Annotated in this window: 25 protein-coding genes and 1 other annotated feature; all 25 genes read right to left on the bottom strand. The window is 52.6% G+C overall.

Annotation, left to right across the window (positions count from 1 at the left end):
- Window positions 1-15 precede the first annotated feature (15 nt).
- Window positions 16-1,155 carry a mandelate racemase/muconate lactonizing enzyme family protein gene (locus tag IRJ17_RS14945; protein ID WP_242770982.1) on the bottom strand — a complete coding sequence of 380 codons (1,140 nt, stop codon included), beginning with the start codon at window positions 1,153-1,155 and terminating at the stop codon, window positions 16-18.
- A complete protein-coding gene (locus IRJ17_RS14940; RefSeq protein WP_174769208.1) occupies window positions 1,142-1,903 on the bottom strand; it encodes a TraR/DksA C4-type zinc finger protein in 762 nt (253 codons plus the stop codon). Before IRJ17_RS14940 ends, IRJ17_RS14945 begins: the two co-directional genes overlap by 14 nt.
- A 121-nt stretch (window positions 1,904-2,024) precedes the next feature.
- Complete coding sequence (gene ileS, locus IRJ17_RS14935; RefSeq protein WP_122965020.1) at window positions 2,025-4,811, bottom strand: isoleucine--tRNA ligase; 2,787 nt, start codon at window positions 4,809-4,811, stop codon at window positions 2,025-2,027.
- 48 nt (window positions 4,812-4,859) lie between these two features.
- Window positions 4,860-5,128: a binding site (T-box leader), on the bottom strand.
- Between the two features lie 71 nt (window positions 5,129-5,199).
- Window positions 5,200-5,685: a DivIVA domain-containing protein gene (locus IRJ17_RS14930; protein WP_122965019.1), complete on the bottom strand. Its 486-nt coding sequence runs from the start codon at window positions 5,683-5,685 to the stop codon at window positions 5,200-5,202.
- A 99-nt stretch (window positions 5,686-5,784) separates the two neighbouring features.
- A complete protein-coding gene (locus IRJ17_RS14925; RefSeq protein WP_173599286.1) occupies window positions 5,785-6,558 on the bottom strand; it encodes a YlmH family RNA-binding protein in 774 nt (257 codons plus the stop codon).
- A 16-nt stretch (window positions 6,559-6,574) separates the two neighbouring features.
- Window positions 6,575-6,838, bottom strand: a complete 264-nt coding sequence (locus tag IRJ17_RS14920) for a YggT family protein (protein ID WP_122965017.1) — start codon at window positions 6,836-6,838, stop codon at window positions 6,575-6,577.
- A 29-nt stretch (window positions 6,839-6,867) separates the two neighbouring features.
- On the bottom strand, window positions 6,868-7,293 hold the full coding sequence (locus tag IRJ17_RS14915; RefSeq protein ID WP_063230405.1) for a cell division protein SepF: 426 nt from the start codon (window positions 7,291-7,293) through the stop codon (window positions 6,868-6,870).
- Between the two features lie 47 nt (window positions 7,294-7,340).
- A complete protein-coding gene (locus IRJ17_RS14910) occupies window positions 7,341-8,006 on the bottom strand; it encodes a YggS family pyridoxal phosphate-dependent enzyme (RefSeq protein ID WP_173597069.1) in 666 nt (221 codons plus the stop codon).
- Window positions 8,007-8,048: 42 nt separating this feature from the next.
- The gene (pgeF, locus tag IRJ17_RS14905; protein WP_242770980.1) at window positions 8,049-8,888 is read right to left on the bottom strand and encodes a peptidoglycan editing factor PgeF; all 840 of its coding nucleotides are present in this window, start codon (window positions 8,886-8,888) and stop codon (window positions 8,049-8,051) included.
- Window positions 8,889-8,963: 75 nt separating this feature from the next.
- On the bottom strand, window positions 8,964-9,248 hold the full coding sequence (locus tag IRJ17_RS14900; RefSeq protein ID WP_063230403.1) for a YlmC/YmxH family sporulation protein: 285 nt from the start codon (window positions 9,246-9,248) through the stop codon (window positions 8,964-8,966).
- A gap of 152 nt (window positions 9,249-9,400) precedes the next feature.
- Window positions 9,401-10,180, bottom strand: coding sequence for an RNA polymerase sporulation sigma factor SigG (gene sigG, locus IRJ17_RS14895; protein WP_005832957.1), 780 nt, complete (start codon window positions 10,178-10,180; stop codon window positions 9,401-9,403).
- A 147-nt stretch (window positions 10,181-10,327) separates the two neighbouring features.
- Entirely contained in the window at window positions 10,328-11,050 is a 723-nt protein-coding gene (sigE, locus tag IRJ17_RS14890; protein ID WP_063230402.1) for an RNA polymerase sporulation sigma factor SigE, read from the bottom strand.
- A gap of 2 nt (window positions 11,051-11,052) precedes the next feature.
- Window positions 11,053-12,015 (bottom strand): sigma-E processing peptidase SpoIIGA, encoded by a 963-nt coding sequence (gene spoIIGA / locus IRJ17_RS14885; protein WP_122965014.1) that lies wholly within the window; start codon window positions 12,013-12,015, stop codon window positions 11,053-11,055.
- A 283-nt stretch (window positions 12,016-12,298) separates the two neighbouring features.
- Complete coding sequence (gene ftsZ / locus IRJ17_RS14880) at window positions 12,299-13,447, bottom strand: cell division protein FtsZ (RefSeq protein WP_122965013.1); 1,149 nt, start codon at window positions 13,445-13,447, stop codon at window positions 12,299-12,301.
- Between the two features lie 147 nt (window positions 13,448-13,594).
- Window positions 13,595-14,848, bottom strand: coding sequence for a cell division protein FtsA (ftsA, locus tag IRJ17_RS14875; protein WP_122965012.1), 1,254 nt, complete (start codon window positions 14,846-14,848; stop codon window positions 13,595-13,597).
- 140 nt (window positions 14,849-14,988) lie between these two features.
- Window positions 14,989-15,336 (bottom strand): small basic family protein, encoded by a 348-nt coding sequence (locus IRJ17_RS14870; protein WP_005832967.1) that lies wholly within the window; start codon window positions 15,334-15,336, stop codon window positions 14,989-14,991.
- Between the two features lie 2 nt (window positions 15,337-15,338).
- On the bottom strand, window positions 15,339-16,085 hold the full coding sequence (locus IRJ17_RS14865; protein WP_122965011.1) for a DUF881 domain-containing protein: 747 nt from the start codon (window positions 16,083-16,085) through the stop codon (window positions 15,339-15,341).
- Between the two features lie 24 nt (window positions 16,086-16,109).
- Window positions 16,110-16,820: a DUF881 domain-containing protein gene (locus IRJ17_RS14860; RefSeq protein ID WP_063230397.1), complete on the bottom strand. Its 711-nt coding sequence runs from the start codon at window positions 16,818-16,820 to the stop codon at window positions 16,110-16,112.
- 21 nt (window positions 16,821-16,841) lie between these two features.
- Window positions 16,842-17,636, bottom strand: coding sequence for a cell division protein FtsQ/DivIB (locus tag IRJ17_RS14855; RefSeq protein WP_173599288.1), 795 nt, complete (start codon window positions 17,634-17,636; stop codon window positions 16,842-16,844).
- Window positions 17,637-17,779: 143 nt separating this feature from the next.
- Window positions 17,780-19,036, bottom strand: coding sequence for a UDP-N-acetylglucosamine 1-carboxyvinyltransferase (gene murA, locus IRJ17_RS14850; RefSeq protein ID WP_122965009.1), 1,257 nt, complete (start codon window positions 19,034-19,036; stop codon window positions 17,780-17,782).
- Between the two features lie 15 nt (window positions 19,037-19,051).
- Entirely contained in the window at window positions 19,052-19,957 is a 906-nt protein-coding gene (gene murB, locus IRJ17_RS14845; RefSeq protein WP_122965008.1) for a UDP-N-acetylmuramate dehydrogenase, read from the bottom strand.
- A 105-nt stretch (window positions 19,958-20,062) separates the two neighbouring features.
- The gene (murG, locus tag IRJ17_RS14840) at window positions 20,063-21,166 is read right to left on the bottom strand and encodes an undecaprenyldiphospho-muramoylpentapeptide beta-N-acetylglucosaminyltransferase (protein WP_173597038.1); all 1,104 of its coding nucleotides are present in this window, start codon (window positions 21,164-21,166) and stop codon (window positions 20,063-20,065) included.
- Between the two features lie 75 nt (window positions 21,167-21,241).
- A complete protein-coding gene (spoVE, locus tag IRJ17_RS14835) occupies window positions 21,242-22,339 on the bottom strand; it encodes a stage V sporulation protein E (RefSeq protein WP_122965006.1) in 1,098 nt (365 codons plus the stop codon).
- Between the two features lie 66 nt (window positions 22,340-22,405).
- Window positions 22,406-23,770: a UDP-N-acetylmuramoyl-L-alanine--D-glutamate ligase gene (gene murD / locus IRJ17_RS14830; protein WP_242770978.1), complete on the bottom strand. Its 1,365-nt coding sequence runs from the start codon at window positions 23,768-23,770 to the stop codon at window positions 22,406-22,408.
- A complete protein-coding gene (gene mraY, locus IRJ17_RS14825; protein ID WP_122965004.1) occupies window positions 23,767-24,738 on the bottom strand; it encodes a phospho-N-acetylmuramoyl-pentapeptide-transferase in 972 nt (323 codons plus the stop codon). Before mraY ends, murD begins: the two co-directional genes overlap by 4 nt.
- Window positions 24,739-24,740: the final 2 nt, after the last annotated feature.

The following is a 24,740-nucleotide window of genomic DNA, read 5'->3' as shown; positions in this document are numbered from 1 at the left end:
ACGAAACTCCTCATCTCACGCATAGACGCTGCCATCCCAGCGCATCGCGTTGATAATTTCCCAGTTCGGTGCAAGTCCGATTCCCGGTCCATCAGGGACGTTCACTTCGCCGTTGACTGGATAAAGGGGAAAGAGAGCTGTGAACGGATTTTCCATCACATCCCACTCGATCGGCTCAATCGGCTCGCTGTCCATTTTGCTCCAGGCCGGCAGACAAGCTTGCGCAAACAGCGTATACAATCGCGCCAAGCCGCCGTCAAAAGTATGGGGCGATACCCGGTAGCCAAACTGCCGCGCTGCTTGCAGCATGATCCGGTAGCTCTCGATTCCTTCCGTATGCAATACGTCCGGCTGCGCGATGTCAATCGCTCCTTGCCTGAACAAAGCCAAATAGTGCGTGCAGCGAATCAAATTTTCGCCCCCCGCAAGCGGAATCGGCAGAGCGGCCCGCAGCTTGGCGTATTCGTCGACATGCTCCATCGGCATCGGCTCTTCCAGCCACATCCAGTTGGCATAGCGATCCAAAAGCCGCGTCCACTGTCTCGTCGTTGCCAGGTCGTAGCTTTGATTGGCGTCAAGCGCTACCTGAACCTCCTCTGGCAGCATATCCATCATCCGGGCAATGTGTCGCTGATCTTCCTGAACCGAGCGTCCGCCGATTTTTACTTTGACTTTGGAAAAGCCCGCTTCTGTCACCGCTGCCACTTGGCTGAGCGAATGCTCGATCCAGTCTTCACGCTCGGAGTAAGACTGAAAAGAGGCGTAAACAGGGATGGTGCGATGAATCGCCCCGCCCCATAGCTGACAGACAGACATGTTCGCCGCTTTGGCGACAATCTCGCTCAAAGCCATGCTGACGCCTGAAGCCGATCGCTGATGCCATTTGCTGATCACATCCGCGATCATCAGTCGGTCAGAAGCGTCCTTGCCTAGCAAAAACGGGATGATCCGTTCCCGAAACCCTCTGTCCAATGTCGGCAACCAGTCGACGATTTCCCCCCACCCATCGATGCCAGCTCGTGTGATGATGCGGACGAGAAACGTGCTGCGATAGCGCTTGTACCCATTGGCGTCACCGTATGCTTGCGGCAAGCGATACAGGAGTGGATAAGTTTCGACGCGCTCGATCAGGAAACGCCGATCAAACGAGGTCATCGCGTCCCTCGCGCTGCTCGATTTGCTCTTCGTACTCGTCGTAGGAAAGGAAATTCCCTTTTCCTTCGCCTTTTCGCATGTAATCCTCGTATGTTTCGCTGCGCATGAAGTGAACACTGTCCGGCCCGTGGTAGCCGTCCATGTCGGTGTAGCCGATTTCTTCTACCGCTTCGACATACCCGTCCGGCTCGTCGCTTTCGATGTACATCTCGCCATAATCGGCTTTGTCGCCTTCCTGGAAGGAGAACGGGGTGCTGGACGTGCCCCACGACTCGACGATTTGCCAGGCGTCTTCTCCATCAAAGCCGTTCTGCCCCTCTTTTTCATCGAGCGATGTGCGACCAAAAGGCGGCTGCAAAAACTCTTCCTCGATCGGTCGCGACTCGTTCACATGCGGGGCAGGAGCGTGTTCCTTGCACGTTTGCGCCTGGGGCAATGCTTCCAGCCTCTCGTGCGGAATGGGCTCGCCACAGACCGTGCAGAGGCCGTATGTCCCTTCTTCCATCCGGGTCAGCGCCTGGTCGATTTCTTTCAGCGTCTCCCGGTCAAGGCTGTCGAGAGCCAAATCTTTTTCGCGTTCAAACATTTCACTGCCTATATCTGCCGGATGGTTATCGTACATGGAAAATTCCTGCAAGGAGGTAGTCATCGGTTCTCGCATGCCGTAGTGATCTTGCACGCGATCTTCGAGTTCTTTTTTCTGCTCCAGCAGTTTTTCCCTGAAGCTGGCCAGCATTCTGTGATCCAAATCGGGCACCACCTTTGTTTGGTTTCCTCAACAGGTAGTATGGCTCAGCAGTGGGGAAATAACCATCGCATGCAAGCACAAAAAACCTGCCACCCCGATTGGAATGGCAGGTTTGAAATCATTACGATTCGCTTACATGTGCGTAGTGTTGTTCCACGATGTCTGCGCAGCGCACGCAGAGCGATGGATGCGCTTCGCGTGTACCCACGTCTTGCTTCACGACGCGGCAACGCTCGCATTTTTCACCGTCAGCCGCCGAGACGACAACTGCGATGCCTTCGAGTTGTGCTGCCTCTGCCGGAGCTGCTTCGCCCTGGGCGTGCAGATCGACGTGAGCGACGATGAACAGGTCAGCCAGATCGTCCATGGCAGCCAATGCTTTCGCTGCTTCTTCCGTTTGCGGATACAGCGCCAGCTTGGCATCCACGGAATTTCCGAATACTTTGTTGCGGCGCGCTTCTTCCATGGCTTTGAGCACTTCATCGCGTACAGCGAGGAAAGCGTCCCACTTGCTTTCTGCCTCTGCGGAGAAGCTCAGGTGCTGCTCGTCGCCTTCTGGCATGTCTGTCAGCTGCACGCTTTGTTCGGACACTCCCGGAATGAACGCCCACACTTCGTCAGCGGTATGCGGCAAGAGCGGCGCTACCAGCTTCACCAGGCTGAGCAGGCAATCGTACATGACGGTTTGTGCTGCGCGGCGTTTTACACTGTCAGGTGCTTCTACATACAGACGGTCTTTGCAGATGTCCAGGTAGAAAGCAGACAAGTCGATGACGCAGAAGTTGTGCACCGCATGGAAAACGGTGTGGAACTGGTATTCGTCGTATGCCTTGCGGGAACGCTTCACGACTTTCGCCGCTTTTGCCAGCACATAACGGTCCAACTCGCCCAGCTGCTCATAGGCTACGCGGTCTTTTGCCGGGTCGAATCCGTCCAGGTTGCCGAGCAGGAAGCGGAACGTGTTGCGGATTTTGCGGTACACTTCGGCGATCTGATTCAGGATCGCGTCAGAAATGCGCACGTCTGCCTGATAATCAACAGAGGCTACCCACAGGCGCAAAATATCGGCGCCCAGCTTGTCGATTACTTGTTGCGGCACTACTGTGTTGCCAAGCGACTTGGACATTTTGCGGCCTTCCCCGTCGAGAGCAAAACCGTGGCTCAGGACAGCCTTGTACGGAGCCGTGCCATAAACCGCAACTCCCGTAGACAGAGAGGAGTTGAACCAGCCGCGGTACTGGTCGGAACCTTCCAGGTACATGTCAGCCGGCCAAGCGATGCCGCGCTCGCGCAGAACAGCCTGGTGGGAAGAGCCGGAGTCGAACCATACGTCCATGATGTCTGTCTCTTTGCGGAAATCTTTGCAGTCGCATTTGCTGCAAGCAAGACCTTCCGGAACCAGCTCGTTTGCTTCGCGGGCAAACCAGGCAGAAGAACCTTCTTTGCGGAACAACTCGGCGATATGGTTGATCGTCGCGTCGTTGATGATTGGCTCATTGCAAGATTTGCAGTAGAAAATCGGGATCGGAACACCCCATACGCGTTGACGGGAAATGCACCAGTCGCCACGATCTGCAATCATGTTCGCCAGGCGGGTTTCTCCCCAATGCGGAATCCACTTCACGTTTTTGATCGCTTCCAGCATTTGTGCGCGGAAGCCGTCGATGGAAGCAAACCACTGTTCTGTCGCACGGTAGATAACCGGCTTTTTCGTGCGCCAGTCATGCGGGTAGGAGTGCGTGAAGAAGCTCAGCTTCAAGAGCGCTCCATTTTCTTTCAGCTTTTCGGTGATGACCTTGTTCGCATCCTCGTAGAAAAGACCTTCGAAACCCGGTGCTTCACTGGTCATTTTTCCTTCGTGGTCGACAGGGCAAAGTACACCCAGATTGTATTTTTGTCCGACGGCAAAGTCGTCTTCCCCGTGTCCAGGAGCGGTATGCACGCAACCCGTACCTGCATCGAGCGTCACGTGTTCTCCGAGGATCAATGGGGATGTGCGGTCGTAGATCGGGTGCTTGGTCAATACGCCTTCCAGCTCCTGACCTTTGAAGCTGGCGACAATTTCCACGCCTTCCCAGCCGATTTCCTTGCTTGCCGCCTCGATCAGTCCGTTGGCAACGAGGAATTTGCGGCCGTCTGCTTTTACGACGTTGTACTCCAGTTCAGGATGGAGCGAGATCGCCAGGTTGGCCGGGATCGTCCAAGGTGTCGTCGTCCAGATGACAACGCCTGTCTCTGTATCCAGCTTGCCTTTGCCATCTGCTACCTGGAAGCTGACGTAAATGGACGGAGAACGCTTGTCCTTGTACTCGATTTCAGCATCCGCCAGTGCGGTCTCAGAAGACGGGGACCAGTATACACAACGCAGCCCTTTGTAGATGTAGCCTTTTTTCGCCATCTCGCCAAAAACGCGAATTTGGTTGGCTTCATACTCAGGGAGAAGCGTCACATACGGATTTTCCCAATCGCCGCGAACACCCAGACGCTTGAACTGGTCGCGCTGCTTGTCAATGTAAGACCAGGCATACTCTTCGCAACGCTTGCGGAAGTCGTTTACCTCGATGCTGCGGCGATCCAGACCTTGTGCGTTGACAATCGCCTGCTCGATCGGCAATCCATGCGTATCCCAGCCCGGAATATACGGCGCGTAGAAGCCGGCCATGGACTTGTAGCGAACGATGAAGTCTTTGAGAATTTTGTTCAGTGCGTGCCCGATATGAATATCTCCGTTGGCATACGGAGGTCCGTCATGCAGAACGAACGAAGGACGGCCTTCGGTACGCGCAAGCACTTGTTGGTAAATGTTTTGCTCTTCCCATTTCTCCTGCATTTGCGGCTCGCGGCTTGGCAAGTTTCCGCGCATCGGGAAATCGGTTTTTGGTAGCGATAAGGTTTTGCTGTAGTCCATAGCCTGATTCACTCCTAGAAAATAAATAAAAGCCTTCTCCCATCCCCAAAAAGGGACGAGAGAAAGCTCCCGTGTTACCACCCTGATTGAACCAAATCGCTGCTCATACAAAGCAGGCGTGATTGATTCCACTCGTTCATTCGTAACGGGAATGACTCGCTCACTTACTCGCCGATGCCGTCGCAAACTCGCGGCATAAGCTTTCGGATATTGAACTCCCGGGTGATTTTCGGCGGGGCAACTGGTCGGGTTTTCACCTGGTCCCGACTCTCTTTGGCAGTGCTGTTCCGCGTACTCTTCCCGTTCATCGTCTCATGTTTATATGGGCTGATTTTTTTGACAAAGTTGTTTTACATTATAGTACCAATATCGGCACATCGTCAATGTTTTATTCAACAGCGACCGCAGAATCAGCCTGCTCGATATCATCCCAGGCGCCCTGCTCCAGCATTTCCAACTGTGCTTCCAAAAGAGTGCGGAAGCGCATGCGGTACACGGACGCGCGTTTTTTCAATTCTTCGATTTCGATGGCAATCTTCCGGGATTTGGCCAACGCTTCGTTGACAATCCGATCCGCGTTTTTCTCTGCTTCCTTCAAAATCAGCTGTGCTTCCTTGCGGGCATTGGACTTGACGTCCTCCGCTGTCTCCTGGGCGACCAGAATCGATTTGCTCAAGTTTTCTTCCAAGCTCTTATAATGGTCCACACGCTCATTGAGAATAGCGATTCGTTCTTCCAGTTCCTTTTTCTCTTTAATGAGAAGTTCGAAGTCCTTGATCACCTGATCGAGAAATTCGTTTACTTCGTCGACGTTGTACCCGCGAAAGCCTGTGCTAAATTCTTTATTGTGTATATCCAATGGCGTTAATGGCACATGAACCCCCCACTTTTCCCGATAATTCGTACTTATGGTTTCGACAGAATCGGCTTTGTTTCCTGCCTTATTTTACATTTTTTTGCGGCCTGCTTCATTTTATGTAACCAGTCCGACAATCATGCGAAGTCTTCCACTGCGGGTTGTTCCTGTTACCTCGATGATTTTGAACCGTCCGAAGCCGGCAAGTGACACCATGTCGCCTTCTGCAAGCTGAGTCGACGGATCTTCGGTCACTTTCCAGTTGACCTTGACTTTGCCTGCGCGAATCGGGACCAGTGCTTTTGCCCGGGACATGTTGTGCACTTCTCCGATCACCGCATCCATTCGCGGCGAAGGAACGGTAATTGTCTTTTCGACCAGGCGGGCAGCAGGCGGCGTGAACGACTCCCACGCCACGCGTTCAACCTGCACGGAAGTACGGTGAATCTGCGTGACTTGCAGGCAAACGAAGTCAACCACTTCCTCCGCCGCAATGACATAGCAAGTCCCGGCGTCCGTCAGCATGTCGCCGAATTTTTCCCGCTTCATCCCGGCACTCAGGACAGCTCCCATCACATCGCGATGCTCCAGCGTGTGAAAGCGTTGATCTGCCTGAATCGCCAAAAGGGCGAGTCGGTAGTCGTCCTGCTCGACCTCCATGTACTCCGGGTGGATGATCACACGCACGCGTTCCGCGCCTTCATAGCCTCCGCTGGCGGATATTTTCACATCGCGAACTTGCGAGCACAAGCTTTTTAAAATCAGCAATTGTCTGGGGTCCACAAAATCAGTAAGGCGCATGGCCTGCTTCCGCTCTACCAGCGTCAGCATTTCCAGCGCCCGTTCCGCAAAGGGACGTTCTTCTTTTGCAAAATGATCAAACACGCTCATCCGTTATCCACACACCTTACGCCAGCTTATCCAAAATGCTGATCAAACCGAAATAAGCAAAACGCAAGGCGAGCAAAGCGACGATCGGAGAAATATCAATAAAACCAAGTGTCGGGATAAACCGGCGAAACGGAGCCAAATAAGGCTCTACAAGCCTTTCCAGTAATTGCCCGATACCTGTCTCTCTCATTTGTGGAACCCACGACATCAAGATGTAGGCGATAATCATAAATTGATACACACCGAAAGCATAATCTAAAATGGTAAATACGTAGTCCATTCGCTCACCCTTTTTATCGTGTTAGTCCGTTACTCTTCCAGTACGCTGGAGATCGTCCCTTGAATGTCTACATGGTCAGGCGTGCATACAAAAATCGTATCGCCAACCTTTTGAATGTCGCCATTCAGCGCGTAGACGGTTCCGCTCAAAAAGTCGATAATTCGCTTCGCCTGATCTTTTTCCACACGATGCAGATTGACTACAACGGGTCTGCGATGACGGAGATTATCGGCAATGTCTTGCGCATCGCTATAATGACGGGGTTCGCAGAGAATCAAACGGATTCCCTCCTTTTCCCGCGCCTGGAACGGCACCACGTTATTCGCCCTGCTGACAGGCTGATGCTTTTTATTGCTGGAATCGTATTCATCCCGTTCCTCTTCGACTGTGGTTTCTTCGATGTATTCCTCGTTTTCCAAACCCAGAAACCCCATCAGCTTGTTCATTACACCCATATACTGCCTCCTCTCCTGCTCGTTGTCGTGTCTGACGGTTCTTTTCCCTATTCCGGCTTGACCAAAACAGAGCCCAGACGAATATATGTAGCTCCCTCTTCAATCGCCACTTCAAAATCACTGGACATGCCCATCGACAATTCTTCGATATGAGCATGGGGGAATGCGCACTCATTAATTCGTGCCTTCCACTCGTAGAGGCCGCGAAATACTTGTCTCGCTTCCTCCTGGTCATCGACAACAGGCGCCATCGTCATCAATCCGACGATCTTTATATGTTTCATATTACTGGTTTCACGCAAAAAAGCCAATACATCGTTGGGACTAAGCCCAAATTTTGTCTCTTCACCGGATATATTGACTTGCAAAAAGCAATTTACGACCTGATCAATCGCCTCGGCGCGTCGATTCAGCTCTTGTGCGAGCGAAAGGCGATCCAGCGAGTGGATGTACGGGAAACGCCCGACGACCTCTTTGGCCTTATTCGTTTGCAAATGTCCGATAAAATGCCACGTGCCGCGCTCCTTGTGCAACTCGTATTTGGGCAGGGCGTCCTGCACGCGATTTTCCCCGATATGCTCGATTCCGACATCCAGCAAATCACCGATTGCCTGCTCATCGACGTATTTCGTTACGGCAATGATTTTGACGTCCTCGCGCTTGCGGTTTGCTCTGTCGCACGCCGCCTGAATCCGCGCTTCGATCGCTTCCATTCTTGCTTTCAACAATTCCTGTTCCTTGATTCCCACGACTTTTTATCTCCCTTCTGTCTCTTTCCATCCGATGTAAGAAGCCATTCGCCCTGTCGTCCCGGCCGTTCCGGCTTCTTTTCGATGCGAGAAGAACAAGTCTGTACGGCAGCTTGTACACCAGTCTGTTACGAGCAAATGCTGCTTGGCAATCCCCGCTTCCAGCAAAATCTCCGTGTTCAGCTGGCGAAGATCCAGCATGTACTTCTCTGCTGCGGCAGAAGCCGTTACCGCGGTCTCCCAGTTTTGCGCGCTCGTCCGCACTTGCGTCATGATCCGTTCATCCACTTCGTAGCAGCAGCCCCCGATGGACGGCCCGATGGCTACGCGAATGTCCGCTGGCTGCGCCCCGCAATGCGCTTGCAGCGACTTGACCATTTCCTCGGCAATACGTCCCACTGTGCCCTTCCAGCCTGCGTGAGCCAGACCAATCGCCCCTGTTGCCGGGTCCAGAAAAAAGAGCGGTACGCAATCAGCGTAAAACGAGGTGAGCAAAACGCCCTTTTCCCGGGTAAACAAGCCGTCTGTGGCGGCAATGACATCGTCCAGACTCTCCTTGCCCGCTCCGCCAGCACTCACCTGGCAAACGCGGTTGCCGTGAACCTGATCCGCGCACGTCCAAGCATCAAAAGGCATCCCGACCTGCTCGGCCAGCTTTTTCCGATTTGCAACAACGCGGCTTGCCTCGTCTCCCACATGCAAGCCCATATTAAACGAGCCGTACGGTTGTTCACTTTCCCCGCCAAGGCGAACGGTAAACCCCGCCACCAGGCCCGGAAAATGCTTTTCCCAATCCGTCAGCGTCAACACAGATTTATCCTCTTCCAAGCCAAACGGTTCTCTCATCCTGTCACCTTCCTCATATGGCTTATCATACCATAGCCGAAAAGAAAAGAAAGGCTAACTGACGCCTTTCCCCCTCTACTCCCTGTATTCATCTGCGCCAGAAGTTCTGGCTTCTACCTTCAGTGCTTCCTCCATCCGGACCAGCACCACATCTTTTCCGATCTTCACAATATTGCGCCACGGGATAACATAATCATTCCCGGAGGAAAAAAATCCGAGGAATTTGCCCGGCCCCGGCACGACAATGGCTTCCACACGTCCGTGACGCAGATCGATCTCCAAATCGGATATCGTTCCCAGCCGCTTCCCATCCAGGATATTGACCACTTCTTTTGTCTGGAAGTCAGAGATTTTCACCATTCTCCTCACCCACTTTTCTCCGTTACTCTCAGTATATGAACCCGCCGGAGAATATGTCCTTCTTCTCCGGAAAAAACAAAAGGCAGCCACGAATCGCCAGCCATAAAAAAACCCAACGGCACGAAGACCGTCGGGACCTATGTAGCTTCTCATTACGATTGCACGTGCTTTTGCATATGAGCGATCGCCGCTTTTTCCAACCGGGAGACCTGTGCCTGCGAAATTCCGATTTCTTCTGCTACTTCCATCTGGGTTTTTCCCTCGTAAAAGCGCATGGATAAAATCATTTTTTCCCGATCACCCAGACGTTGCATTCCTTCGCGGAGCGCGATTTCTTCTACCCATGTGACATCCTTGTTCTTCTCGTCGCTGATTTGATCCATGACGTAGATCGGATCTCCGCCATCCTGATAGATCGGCTCGAAAAGCGATACCGGGTCCTGAATGGCATCCAGCGCGAACACGACGTCTTCCTTGGCAACGTTCAATTCTTGAGAAATCTCGGTAATGGTGGGCTCTCGCGAATGCTTGTTGGTCAGATTGTCTCGCACCTGAAGGGCTTTGTAGGCGATGTCCCGCAACGAACGGGAAACGCGAATCGGGTTGTTGTCGCGCAAATAGCGCCTGATCTCCCCGATGATCATCGGTACCGCGTACGTGGAAAATTTAACGTTTTGCCCGAGATCAAAGTTGTCGATCGCTTTCATCAATCCGATGCAGCCTACCTGAAACAGGTCGTCGACGAACTCTCCGCGGTTATTGAATCTTTGGATGACACTCAGCACCAGACGCAGGTTGCCGTTGACCAGTTTCTCGCGGGCAGCCAGCTCTCCGCTTTGCAGGCGCTCAAACAAATCCCGCATTTCCTTGTTTGTCAGCACCGGCAGTTTGGAGGTATCTACCCCGCATATCTCTACCTTATTGCGCGTCACGTCTTTCCCTCCTCGAAGCAAGAAAAAAGTCCCTAACCCGGTTGTCTTGAAAGGCCGCGTACTGACGCGTAGCCGCCAAGAAGGTGGCAAAAACCACCATCTGTTACGGTTTAGGAACAGTATCCCCTGAGGCTGGGAAAATATGCGTTAGACCATTTTGTTGAACTCTTTTCGCAACCGTTTTATAATTCGCTTTTCCAAACGGGAAATATACGACTGGGAGATCCCGAGCAAGTCCGCAACGTCTTTTTGCGTCTTCTCCTCTTCCCCAGCGAGGCCGAAGCGCAGCTCCATGATGATTCGCTCCCGCTCGGACAGCTTATCCAGCGCTTTTTTCAGCAGCTTGCGGTCTACCTGGTCTTCGATATTTTTATAGATCGTGTCATTTTCTGTACCGAGCACATCGGACAAAAGCAGTTCGTTGCCATCCCAGTCGATATTGAGCGGTTCGTCAAAAGACACCTCGGAGCGAATCTTGTTGTTGCGGCGCAAGTACATCAAAATCTCGTTTTCGATACAGCGGGAGGCGTATGTCGCCAGCTTGATGTTTTTCTCCGGGTCAAACGTGTTGACCGCTTTAATCAAGCCGATCGTCCCGATGCTGACCAAATCCTCGATGTTGATCCCGGTATTTTCGAATTTGCGGGCGATGTAGACGACCAGCCGCAAGTTGCGCTCGATCAGCATGCCGCGCACGGCGGGATCGCCCGAAGGCAGGCGGCCCAGAAGCAGTTCCTCTTCTTCTCTCGTCAACGGTGGAGGCAATGCTTCACTCCCGCCAATGTAATAGACTTCTTCAGCGCGTGCACCAATCCACAGCAGGAAACGGTACCAGGTCAACTGGAGTTGTAGGCGAAGTTTTACATACATGATTAGCCCTCCTGTTTGAGAATAAAGGTAGGTTCTTGCGTATATGCTTCCATCATGGCAGGATGTACGATCGCCTGGTACTTGCCGTCTGCCGAAAGCGGAATCGGGTTAAGCCCGATCAGCACTTTTTCCGTTTCATAGCGAAGTCCTTCCTGTACAACCATCACATGATCCGGCTTGATCGCAAGCAAAAAATCCATTCCCCGCGACACGCTCCGGTACGGGATGAGCCGTACCCGAGCTTGCCATTCCAGCGGCAGGTCATCCCAGGATCCGTCCAGCTTCTCCCACACTCCACCGTTTTCATCGGTTTGTCGGAGAAGCGACGGCGGAAGCAGATGAGCCAGCATGCGGCTTTCGATAATCATCACCGGCAGACGCGTGATCGGCTCGTGCAGCTGATTGCCTGTATCCACGAGACCGCGGCAAATGACTTTTTCTTTTGCGACAGTCACCACGACATCGACGAGGAACGTCTCCATTCTTCGCGGCTCCTGAATCGCTTTGTAGCTCTTTTTCCCGAGGAAAAAGACGAGCAGAAACCCGATGACCACAATCGCTAGGGTAGGCTTGAAGCCCACTCCAAAACCGTCGTTGTGCGTCACAATCAATCCGTTGACAATTTCGTTTCGCGGCGCCAAAAAGTATTGAAGCCCGAATACTCCTCCGCCAAAAACAAAAGCGACAAAATAAAAAATGATCAAGTTTTGCGCAAAGGACAACAACCTCCTGTTCCCGAATGCGATCCACAGCATGAGAATGGAAAACAACAGCTTGACTGACCATTGATACATAGGCGAAAACGCAGGGAAAAAGAAAAAGACCAAATACGAACAACCGAACAATGAGGCCGCGATCATTCTCCACCACACCACGCGCTCTTTGCGAAAATACGCGGTAAACCAGAGCAACAAGGTATCAATAGCCAGGTTGAGGAGTAGAATGATATCAAGATACACAACCACTTGCCCTCACCTCCGATCTGTTTTCGCCTGGGCGAAAATCCGAGAGCTGCAAGAGTTGCCGTATGTGTAGCGCCAGGACGCCGCTTTTATAGCGCTGGCTCTATCAGTAAAAGCAGTATATATCAATGTGTATGTAAAGTCTGTCAATTCTTGACGGTGTTTTTTTGGATTTTTTGTCTAACGTTTTTGGTTCTATTTCAAGCAAATGCACAGCGTCGAGACGTTTTTCACAGAAAAAAGCCTTGTCTCCGAAAAGAGAACAAGGCTTTTCCACTTTTGTGGCCTATTTTTTGTTGCGACGACGATTTCGCAGGAATGCTGGAATATCGAGGTTGTCGAGATTGCTCATGGAGAAGAAGGACTTGTCATCCTCTTCTTCTTTGGCACGGCCCGTATTCGTGTTGGAAATCGGTGTCGGACGGTTGCCAGCGGTATTGATCGGTTGTTGCTGGCGGCGCGGTGCTTCCGGTACGCGCTGGGAATGCTCGAATCCCGTTGCAATGACCGTAACTACCAGTTCATTTTTCAAATCTTCGTTGATGACCGCACCGAAGATCATGTTTACATCTGGGTCTGCTGCCGAAGAAACGATATCTGCTGCTTCGTTTACTTCGTACAAGCTCAAGTTGGTGCCGCCTGTGATGTTCATCAGAACGCCGCGAGCACCGTCAATCGATGTTTCCAAGAGCGGGCTGGAAATGGCACGGCGAGCTGCTTCAGCCGCACGGTTTTCCCCGCTGCCTACGCCGATCCCCATCAAAGCGGAGCCGCGCTCGGTCATGATCGTCTTCACGTCTGCAAAGTCCAAGTTGATCAGACCCGGTACAGCGATCAGGTCGGAAATCCCTTGAACCCCTTGGCGCAAAATGTTGTCCGCTTCACGGAACGCTTCGAGCATAGGTGTGTTTTTATCTACGATTTCCAGCAAACGATCGTTAGGAATGACGATCAGCGTATCCACTTTTTCCTTGAGTGCCGCAATACCAGCCTCACCGTGCTGGGAACGCTTGCGCCCCTCGAAAGAGAAAGGACGAGTCACGACACCCACCGTAAGAGCGCCCATCTCCTTGGCGATCTCAGCGACAACAGGGGCTGCACCAGTACCGGTTCCTCCGCCCATTCCCGCCGTAACGAATACCATATCTGCACCGCGCAGAGCATTTTCAATCAAATCGCGGCTCTCTTCCGCCGCCTTTTTGCCGATTTCCGGATTCGCACCTGCTCCGAGACCGCGTGTCAGCTTTTCCCCGATTTGCAGTTTAATCTCGGCACTGGACAATTGGAGCGCCTGTGCATCGGTGTTCAGGGTGATAAATTCTACCCCTTTCACGCCGCCTGCAATCATGCGGTTTACAGCATTGCTGCCGCCGCCGCCGCACCCAATTACTTTAATTCGTGCAAAGGATTCCATGTCCATATCAAATTCCAGCATATTGCTAGTCCTCCCCAATTCAACATAAAAACTTGTGGCCCAAGAAGCCGATTGACAAACGAATGGGACATCCCGTTATTCTCTTCCATGATTTCAAAAGAACGAAACGTTCCAATTTTCGCCATTGTGCTAACTACGGCAAAGCGACTAAATAAATTCGCTAAACCAGTTTTTCACTTTTTCCATCAAACCGCCGCCTTCTTTTGGCTGCTTGGCAACGGTTTGCTTCTGAGTGCCCTTGAATGAGGGGGTGACGCGTACGCTGCGGCGCTCCATCAACTGCAAGGCATATTGAATCAAACCTACCCCTGTGGTGTAGGCAGGATCCCGCACTCCGATGTAATCAGGAATTGCGATGCGAACAGGTGCGTCCAATTCTTCTTTTGCCAATTCCAGCATGCCAGGCATTGCTACTGTACCGCCAGTCAGGACGTAGCCGCCTGCAATCTCGTCGCGGAAGCCCATCTTGTAGACAGCATCCTCGACTAATTGGAATATTTCTGCAGCGCGCGGCTCAATGATATTGGCCAAGTCTACTTGGGTAAACTGCTTTTCTACTTCACTGCCAATCCGGTTCACCTTGAATTTCACATCTTCAGAAGCTTCATCGATCAACGCACAACCGTTTTTTATTTTCACGCGGTCTGCCACATCCGTATGGGTACGCAATCCTAGTGAAATGTCGCTTGTGATATGGTCGCCACCGATGCCGATCACGGTGGTAGCGGCCAGCTTACCTTGCTCGAATACACCGATCGTGGTAGAACCCGCACCGATGTCGACAAGAACGACACCCATATTTTTGTCATCTTTGGATAGGGCAACCGTGCTAGCCGCAAGCGGTTGCAAGAAAATTCCAGCTACACGCAGATTGGTTCGTTGAGCACAGCGAACGATGTTATGTACAACCGTTTTCAATCCGGTTACAATGGTCCCTTCCATTTCCAGTCGGACACCAATCATCCCGCGAGGGTCTTTGATACTACCCTGCCCATCTACGATATACTCCTTTGGAACTACCTCGATGATTTCACGGTCCGGCGGAATCGCTACAACCTTCGCTGCCTGAATGACGCGTTGGATATCTTCTTCTCGTATCTCACGGTCTTCGCTGGATACAGCGACAACCCCTTGGGTTTCATGCAACTCGATATGGTTTCCAGTGATCCCCACATACACTTCTTCGATAGAAACGCCAACCATGCGTTCAGCATGATCGACTGCTTCCCGGATGGCATGCACGGTTTGGTCGATGTCAACAATCACGCCCTTCTTGATGCCTTCTGAGTGTGATTGTCCGACGCCGATGATGTTGATGGAACCGTTGTTGATCTCGCCGATCATGACGCGTACTTTGGATGTTCCAATGTCTAGGCTGACGATGAGTTCATTACTTACCAAACCTGTGACACCTCCCCTGCTACGTCTTTTGTCTTGCTAAAATGAGAACACCTGCATAAATTATTCCACACAGGACAACCATTCCCTTTTTTTCATCTAGAATTTTTGTAAAAAAATGACCATCTTCCCATTTGTTCGGGCTATTCCTGCTGATTGATCCAACGGGATAGAACTATTCTCCTAATCACAGCCAGGTTATTGAAGAGACGCACCCCGAAAGCCACGATGGCCGCCAGGTACAGATCAATCCCGAGGAAACCTCCGATGAAGGCCAGCCCAGCTGCAAAGAGCGTATTGAAAAAGAATCCGGACATGAAGATCCGAACGTTGAAGGTGCGTTCCAAGAAGGAGCGAATCCCCCCAAAGATCGTATCCAATCCAGCCAACAGAGCTATGGAAAGATAGCTGCTATACTCCTGGGGCACGCGCCAATCCAGAAGGAAGCCGACAGCGAGACCGACAATCAGTCCGATAAGCGGGAGCCACATGGTTACGAATCTCCTTTTTCTTTAACAGGTTTCATAAATTGGATGACACGTGTTTCTTTGTTTGCGGAAATCAACAGCTTGTCCCGTTTTTCGGCCAACACTTTTTTGTTCGCCAGCTGAAAGTTCTCTTCGACACCCTCCAGCTTCATCGCGGACAAAAGCACGTCAGGCTCTCCCAATGCTTTTATTTCATATGGAGGCTGTATCGTCCTCGTATCAATCTGGATGACAGCCCCTACATTGCGGATCGCGGAAGTGGCAATCAACCGATGATCGTTAATGGACACCGCTTGCGCTCCGTTCGCAAACAGGATATTGACCAGCCAACGCAAATCTTCATCGTCAATCGTGTATTCACCTACAACAGGCACCTGCATGTGTTCGTCCAGAATCGGCTCTGTAGGCGTGTGGGCATCGACAACTTCCAGCACGATGCCTTCCCCCTCGACCTCTACCATTCCAGCCATTCGACGGTTTCGCTCCAGCTCTTCCTTCATGACCGAAATGCTCTCGTCTTCACTTAATGCGGTTTCGTATTGGTAGTACAGCTGATTGTACTTGGAAATATCTGCAAGCAGGTTTTTGTGTTTCTCCAGCTCTTTTTGCAGCGTGGTCCGGAGTTCCGCAATGCTGCGAGACTCCTTATGTACCGGATGGAGGCTGCTGCGCAATTGCACAGCCAACATCACACCTATGATAGCACTAATAATGGCAAGAATAAACGTGATTTTACGGCTTTTTTGTAACATAGGGCAAACGCATCCTTTTACCTTTTAGGAGTGTTTCGTTTTGGCGTCACCAACGAAGGCCGGGAGCTGCACCTTCTCTTTTTTCGCCAAGTCGATTTGAACAAAGTCTTGCAGAGATTGCAATACTCCTCCTGGCAAATGGAGGGCACTCTCCATCGTCTCAGGATTGCCGATTGCCGAGATGACAAAAGGAGCGGCAGACTTGATTCCGTTGACGATGATCGTCGGACCGACACAGCGGATGGAAGAGTTGCTTACCAGTCTCTGGCCGTTGATGCTGATCGCCTCGGCTCCCGCTGCGCGCAGTTCATTGACGACCAGACGCACATCTTGCTCATGCACGATGTAATTGGCGATGTCCGAGCTGCTTGCTGCCGATTGGCTGTCCTGCATCGTGATGACAAGACCAGGGCCTTCTACAGCGACCACGCCGGAGAGCATACGCGCAGCCTCCAGCTGGGCGAGTGTGTCGGCTGCCTCAGATTTTTGCTGAGCCATCGCTTCCTCGACTTTGCCTACCTGGCGCTGCAAATCAATCAGCTGGTTTTCCAAATGCCTGTTTTGTTCTTTTTCGGATAAAATCCGGTCATTCAATTGTGTTTCCTGCTGGAACAGCTGATCATTCAACCGCTCTTTGCGCGTGAGCTTGGTAGTCTCAAACGAGGTTGCTACCAGAAAGCCTGTACAAAGCGTCACGACGGTTAAATAAAGATGAAATTTGCGGCGACGACTCATTGTCTGCTACCCCTTTTTTCTTTACTGCGGCTTTTCTGTCTGCTCCTGGTTGCCTGCTATCGGAATGGCATCACTTCCCGCACCGTACGGAACAAACCACGGCTGCTCGAACATGGAGAGCACCCCTTTTGTTCCTGCCGGCAGCTCTGCCACGATCGCCGGATACCAGTTCAACATTTTATCCAGCTTGTAGACCACGCTGCGCACTTCGTTTCCGTCGCGCATGTACAAGGTTACCCGCTGCTTATCGTACACCGTTGGCGTCAGAGTTATGTCCGAAATTTCGGCGAGCACATTCGGTGTGAGGCGGGACAACGCTTTGGCGAGATTGGGGAGCAGCTCAGGCGCTGCCCAGGAGCTGATCAAGGGCCTGTCCACCACGCGATCGGCAAAATTCACCTGCTTCAGCACCTTGCCGTTTTCGAGCAGCGGATAGCGGCTGCCGTCTTGTCCATTCCAGAAGGCGACGCGCTTTTGCTCCGTTACGTGCAGCCGGATCACTCCCGGAAAAGAACGGCTGACCGTCACGTTCTTGACGCCCTCAAGCGGCGCCAAATTGCTTTGCACGCTGCTCTCCCACACATTGAGAAATTGCATGTCGCGTTGCAGACCCGATTGCTGGACGATTTGCTCTGTGGTGTAAATGTCGTTTCCGATAACCTGGATTTCCTGCACCTTGCTGTACGGTGAGCGAATAAAAACAATGATAAGTACAGTAAGAAAAAACAGCACGAGCCAAAATACCAGTTTACGGTTTCCTTTTCGTCTGGGACGTTGCTGCTTGACTTGCGGAATGCGTTCCTCAATTACCGCCATGGCCGAATCCTTCCTCATGCATTCTAGGCTCATCGCCCGCAAGATAATTCATCCAAAAGGGAATAAATGGATTTCTTCCAAATAAATGTAACTATACAAAACAGGGAAAGCGGCATAGCACTATGCCGCTTGACTTCCCTCGATCATATCGAAACCCTCGTGATGTCGGCTCCCAGCCTGCGCAATTGCTCTTCCAGGCGATCGTATCCACGATCGATATGATGAATCTGATTCACCGTCGTAATGCCTTCTGCCGCAAGCCCTGCCAATACGAGAGCAGCGCCTGCTCGCAGATCTGTCGCTTCCACATTCGTGGCGGTCAGCTTCCCGACGCCGCGAATGATAGCAGAGCCGAGATCTACGTATATAGAGGCGCCCATTCGCGCCAATTCATTCACATGTTTGAATCTTCCTTCAAAAATCGTTTCCTTGATGACGCTGGTTCCCCTCGCCTGTGACAGAAACACCATCAGCTGCGCCTGCAGGTCAGTCGGAAACCCTGGATACGGCGAGGTGATGATCCGGTCGTAAGCACGAGGACGGGAGTTGCTTTTGATTTCCATTATATCATGGCGGGTCTTGATTTCAACACCACAGCTACGGGCAACCTCAATCAATGCCGTGAGTTGCTCAGGCAATGTATTGGTCAGCTCCACATGCCCTTGGGCAATGCCGACCGCCAGCACATACGTCCCCGTCACAATTCTGTCGGGAATGATCCGGTAGCTGACGGAGCGAAGCCGCGGTACGCCGCTGATTTCAATCGTATCGGTTCCTGCCCCTCTTATTCGCGCACCCATGGCGTTCAGGAAGTTTTGCAGGTCGATAATCTCCGGCTCCCGAGCCGCATTACAGATGCGTGTCGTCCCTTTTGCCAAGACTGCCGCCATCATGATATTTTCCGTCGCGCCCACGCTGGGGAAGGAAAGAAAGATGTTGGTCCCGCGCAATTGCTTTGCCCGAAAAGTAATGTAGCCTTCGGATTCTTCTATTTTAGCCCCGAGTGCCGTAAGACCAGACAAATGCAGGTCAATTCGGCGTTCACCAATGTCGCAGCCACCGGGACGCGATATGGTGACTTCACCCAACCTGGCCAGAAGCGGCCCGGCGAGAAAAATAGAAGATCGCATCTGGCTCATTAAATCATCTGGCACATGCGGGACGGAGACAGACGTTGTATCCAGATCGACGCAACCGTCCACGTGCTTCGTGTTGGCCCCCAGTGCCGTCATTATCTCCAGCATGACTTTGATATCTTTCAAATGGGGGACATCGTAGATATAGAATTGCCCTTCCGCAAGAACAGCAGCGGCAAGGATGGGAAGAGCAGCGTTCTTAGCTCCTTGGATCCGAAGCGAACCGGACAGAGGTCTTCCGCCTTCGATCGCAAAAGTCTCCAAACTTTCACCTCCGTGTTACCCCTCGCCCACCACCAGAACTTCCGGATGCAGATCAATTCCGTATTTCGCAAGAATTGTGCTCCGAACATGCTCAATCAAGGTGAGGACGTCGGTAGCCGTGGCTCCCCCGCAATTCACGATGAAATTCGAGTGTTTTTCTGAAACCTGAGCTCCACCGATTTGATAGCCTTTCAGCCCCGCTGCTTCTATCAGACGCCCTGCGTGATCGTTCGGCGGGTTGCGGAACACACTGCCCGCACACGGCATTTGCAACGGCTGTGTCTGGCGTCGCCGATCCTTGTTGGTCGCAAGTGTCGCGGCAATCTGCTTGCGATCGCCTGGACGCAGTTGAAAACGGGCTTCCAGCACAATCCCTTTTTCTTTTTGCAAAAGAGAAGTCCGATAGCTAAAGCTCAGTTCGTCGTTACTCAACACCTTACATTCGCCGTTTGCGAAAAGAATCTCGGCTTCAATAAGAATACGTGAAAGATCAGATCCGTGTGCCCCTGCATTCATATAGACGGCTCCGCCTACCGTACCAGGAATCCCTCCTGCGAATTCCATCCCTGTTAATCCCATCTTGCCTGTCTCCACCGCCAGGCGGATCATGGAATATCCGGCACCCACACACACCTCTTCACCCCTGAACTCGCAGTGGCTCAAGCCCTCAGCCACTTTGAACACGGCTCCGCGAATCCCTCCGTCCCTCACCAGAAGGTTGGAGCCGCGCCCGATAACACTCCAAGGAATTTCATGACGATGGATGATCTGCAAGGCTTTTAGCAAGGATTCTTTGTCCTTGGGCTGGATTAACAAATCAGCAGGACCGCCAACCCGCCATGTCGTATGATTGGCGAGAGGCTCATTGGTCCACACTTTTCCGATCCCTGCTTGCTTCAGCTCATCTGCAATATTTATCATTTGTGAACCTCCTGATACGTTTGCTAGGTCGGACCTGTAAGTCTTCTCACGTGTTTGCTCCATACTATGCGATCGCCCAGATCGGCGTGACAATCGCCCATCTGATCATTTTTTTGCGGAGACTTCCTGCAAGGTGCGCACGATTTCCGTGGCTGCTTTCGGCATTCCCAGCGACAGGGCGCTCTCTTTCATTTGCTTCCACAGCTCATCGCTGTGCAGCAAGCTTTCCACTTCCTGAAGCAGGCGCTCTCCTCTCAGCTCCTTCTCCACAATGACTCGCGCTGCACCTGCACGTTCAAGGCCGCGCGCATTTTTCTCCTGATGGTTGTTCGTCACATACGGAGACGGAATCAAAATCGACGGAACGCCGAGAGCCGTCACTTCTGCCAAGGTAGATGCACCTGCACGTCCGACCAGTATATGTGTCGCCGCCAAAACGTCCGGCATGTTATGGACGAATGGAAGCACGGAAATGTTCTCGGGAAGCTTCCCTTTTGCGGCAAGCTCGCTGGAGATTTTATCAAAGTGAACATCTCCGGTTACGTATACAAAATGAGTATCGGCATATTTGCCCAACTCGGTAACAACAGAAAGCACCGCTTCATTGATCGCCCTCGCTCCCCGGCTGCCGCCAAAGATCAGGACGATTTTTTTGCCAGCGTCTACCCCCAGAAAGCCACGGCCCGCCTCCGCGTTGCCATGCATCACTTCTGTCGCCCGCGGATTGCCGGTAAACACGGTTTTCCCCTCTGGAAAGTACGCGAGAGACTCTGCAAAAGATACGGCCACCCGGGTAGCCGAGCGCGACAAAAATTTGTTGGTCAGACCAGGAACGACGTTTTGTTCGTGGATCAAGGTCGGGATGCCCAAGCGCGAGGCTGCGTAGACGACTGGCCCGCAGACGTATCCCCCCGTGCCCACGACGACATCCGGTTGAAAATCGCGCAGCATTTTTTTCGCATCCGACACGGCCCGGACGAATTTCCACAAGGTCTTCAGGTTGTCCAGCGACAGCTTCCGCTTCAACCCGCTGATCTCGACGGACTGAAAAGGAATTTCTGTTCGCGGTACGAGCTGGGCTTCCAACCCTTTTTTACTGCCGATATACAAAAAGGCAGCCTGCGGAGTTTGGCGAGAAACTTCCCTCGCCACCGCAAGCGCCGGATAAATATGTCCACCTGTGCCACCGCCTGTAAGGACGACGCGCATACTCTCACACCCTTTTTATGCAGAGAAAACAGATTGCCCACGTGCGAAGCATCGCACCTTTTTCCTGCTGTTCATTCATGATCGAGAAAACCGAGATATGTTCAGGAGAACGCCGACACCTGTGAGCATCAGTGTCAGGGATGATCCTCCATAGCTTAAAAACGGCAGCGTGATCCCCGTCACCGGAAACATGCCTGTCACGACCCCGATGTTGATGACGACCTGAATCGCAATCATTCCGATGATCCCGAGCGCCAAAAGGCTGCCGAACAGATCGGGGGCCGTGATCGCTGTGCGCATCCCTCTCCACAAAAGCAGCAGGAACAACAGCAAGATGAGCGTACCGCCGATGAAGCCGAGTTCTTCCGCCACAATGGAGAAAATGAAGTCATTGTACGGTTCCGGCAAGTACAGATGCTTTTGCCTGCTTTGTCCCAAACCGAGGCCGAGCAAACCGCCCGGGCCGATCGCATACAGCGATTGAATGATTTGGTAGCCTGTATTGAGCGGGTCAGACCAAGGATCGAGAAAAGAAGTAATCCGCTTGATGCGGTAAGGAGCTGACAGTACCAGTCCGATGAAGCCAACCACCCCGATCATGCCCAAGCCGACAAAGTGGCTGATTCGCGCTCCTGCCGCGAAAATCATCACAATCGCCGTGCCTGTCAATACCGTGCCTGTACCCAGGTCGGGCTGAAGCATGATCAGGCCGAAACAAACCATCGGAATCGCCAGAGCGGGCATCAATCCTTTGCGGAACTGCACAATTTGCTTCTGGTTGTCGGACAGCCACCGCGCCAAAAACGCGACGACGCCGAGCTTGGCAAACTCGCCAGGCTGGATTCCGAAAGCCCCGAAGCCAAGCCAGCTTTTCGAGCCGTTCACTTCAATCCCGACGATAAGCACCAGAATCAACAGCCCGATACTGGCGTAAAAGCCCGGCTTGGCCCATTGTTTCCATACCCAATAGTCAATGTTCATCGTGATGTACATCGATGTGATGCCGAGCAAGGCAAAAATCAGCTGCCGCTTGGCAAAAAAGTACGGATCGGAAAAGGGTGGCTTCTGGGCGACGATCGCACTGGCGCTGTACACCATCACGATGCCAATTCCCAATAAAAAAAGTGTTGCAAAAATAATTACGAAGTCGGGGGCAGAGCGTACCTTGCTCATAGTGCCAGGTCATCCTTTCTCATGCCGTCCCGTTTCACGCTGTATTCATGAAGCTTTTGTGGGACGTTATGCTAGGCTTGTTTTAAGTCTATGCACGCCGTCCTTAAACATGCTCCCCCGTGCTTCAAACGAGGGGAACATATCCCAACTCGCACACGCCGGGCTGAGCAGCACCACGTCACCTGATTGCGCCAACCGGGAAGCAGCAAGAACGGCTTTCTCCACAGTATCGACATGGATTCGCTCGTTAATCCCTGCTTCTTCCGCCCGCGCAAGCAAAATCGGTGCGGTCTGTCCCAATGCGATGACCGCTTTTACCCTGCCCTTGATGACAGGCAACAGTTCCTTGAAATCAACACCGCGATCCAACCCGCCGCAAATCCAGACGACAGGCTCCTGGCACGCCTGCAAGGCACGGGAAGCCGCCTCCGGATTGGTCGCTTTGGAATCGTTGAAATACTTCACTCCGGCGATGGAATCCACGTATTCCATGCGATGTTCTACCCCGGCAAAAGTCGAGAGCACCTGCACGATCGCACGCGTATCAGCGCCAGTCAGCTTCGCTACCAGAATCGCGGCGAGCGCATTGTCCAAATGCGGGACCGTGATCTCCTCGACAGCGATAATCGCCTCTGTCCCGCCCTGTCCATCGGCGAACAAAATGACGCCATCCTGGACGAATGCCCCGCGCGAGACTTGCTGCGTTTTGCTGAAATAGTACGTCTGTGCGGGAAGCTCGCCGCATTTCGCGAGAATGTCCGGCTGGTCAAACGGCAAAATCGCCATATCGTCTGCGGTCTGATTGGCGAACATTTTCAGCTTGGCGTCGAGATACTCTTCCAGCGTATGGTGGTAGTCGAGATGAGCAGGGTACAGATTGAGCAAAACACCGATGTGCGGGCGAAATTCTCGCGTTCCCATGAGCTGAAAGCTGCTCAGCTCTGCGACCAGCCACTGGTCTGGCCCTGCTTCCTCCGCAAGACCGCAAAGGACGGTTCCGATGTTGCCGCCAACGAGCACATCAAGACCCGCTTCCTTGAGAATTTGTCCAACGAGTGTCGTCGTCGTCGTCTTTCCGTTGGAGCCCGTGATGCCGATGATCGGTGCCTTGGCAATCTGGGAGGCAAGCTCTACCTCCGTCACGACAGGAATACCGAGCGCAAGCGCCTGCTTCACTGGCGGCGCTTCATAAGGGATTCCCGGATTTTTCACAACGAGAGACACCCCCGGATGAATCAAATCTTCCGGATGGTGCCCGCAAATGACGGTAATTCCGAGCGCTTCCAGCTCCTCGATCCCGCTCGCTTCTTCCCGCGGCTTTTTATCGTTAACCACGACATGAGCGCCAAAGCGGTGCAGCAGTTTTGCCACTGCTACACCGCTTTTCGCCATTCCTAAAACGACTACGTGCTGATTATGATAACGCATCATCTGATTGTCACCACCTCAAGGTATACACCCAATCCGGCAAAGAACATGCCGACCAGCCAGAAGGTGACGACGACACGCCACTCGGACCAGCCTGTCAATTCAAAATGATGGTGAAGCGGGCTCATGCGAAAAATTCGTTTGCCCCGTGTCTTGAAAGAAACGACCTGCAAGATGACAGACAGTGTCTCCACGACAAACACCCCACCGACAATCGCCAAAAGCAGCTCTGTTTTCGTCATGATCGCAATTCCGGCGAGTGCTCCCCCCAAACCGAGCGAGCCTGTGTCCCCCATGAACACGCGGGCCGGATGGGCATTGAACACGAGGAAGCCGAGAACCGCACCGACGACGGCTGCACTGAAAATCGCCGTGTCGTAATCTTGCCCGAACCAGGCAATGATGGCGTACGCCCCGAAAGCGATCGCTCCCGTACCAGCCAAAAGGCCGTCCAGACCGTCCGTAATGTTTACGGCGTTGGTCGTGCCGACGAGCAAGAACAAGAGGAACGGGAAGTAGAAATAGCCCAGCTCCAGCTTCCATGGCGTGCCTGGCAAATGCAGCGACGTGTCATGCCCCATCATCAGCAGCAAAATATACGCGCCGATAGCCAGCACAATCTGACCGGCAAACTTTTGTCTGGCGGTCAAGCCGAGGTTGCGCTTCTTCCTGATCTTGATAAAGTCATCCAAAAATCCGATCAAACCGTAGCCGAGTGTCACCAGTAGCAGGAAGTAAATTTCCATTGTAGCATTGGCAAACTTCAACACGGTAAATATAAGTGCCAGCAGAATGATGGTGCCCCCCATCGTAGGGGTACCAGCCTTCTTGAAGTGGGATTGCGGTCCTTCCTCCCGAATTGCCTGCCCAAATTTCAGGCGGCGAAGGAAGGGAATAAACAGTGGGCCAATCAGTACGGCAATGAGAAACGCGGCGACGATCGTGACGATTAGGACGTTGTCAGCGAACATGC

The sequence above is a fragment of the Brevibacillus parabrevis genome, from assembly GCF_022701015.1.
Classification (GTDB): Bacteria; Bacillota; Bacilli; order Brevibacillales; family Brevibacillaceae; genus Brevibacillus; species Brevibacillus parabrevis.
This window is presented reverse-complemented; position numbering and strand designations above follow the sequence as displayed.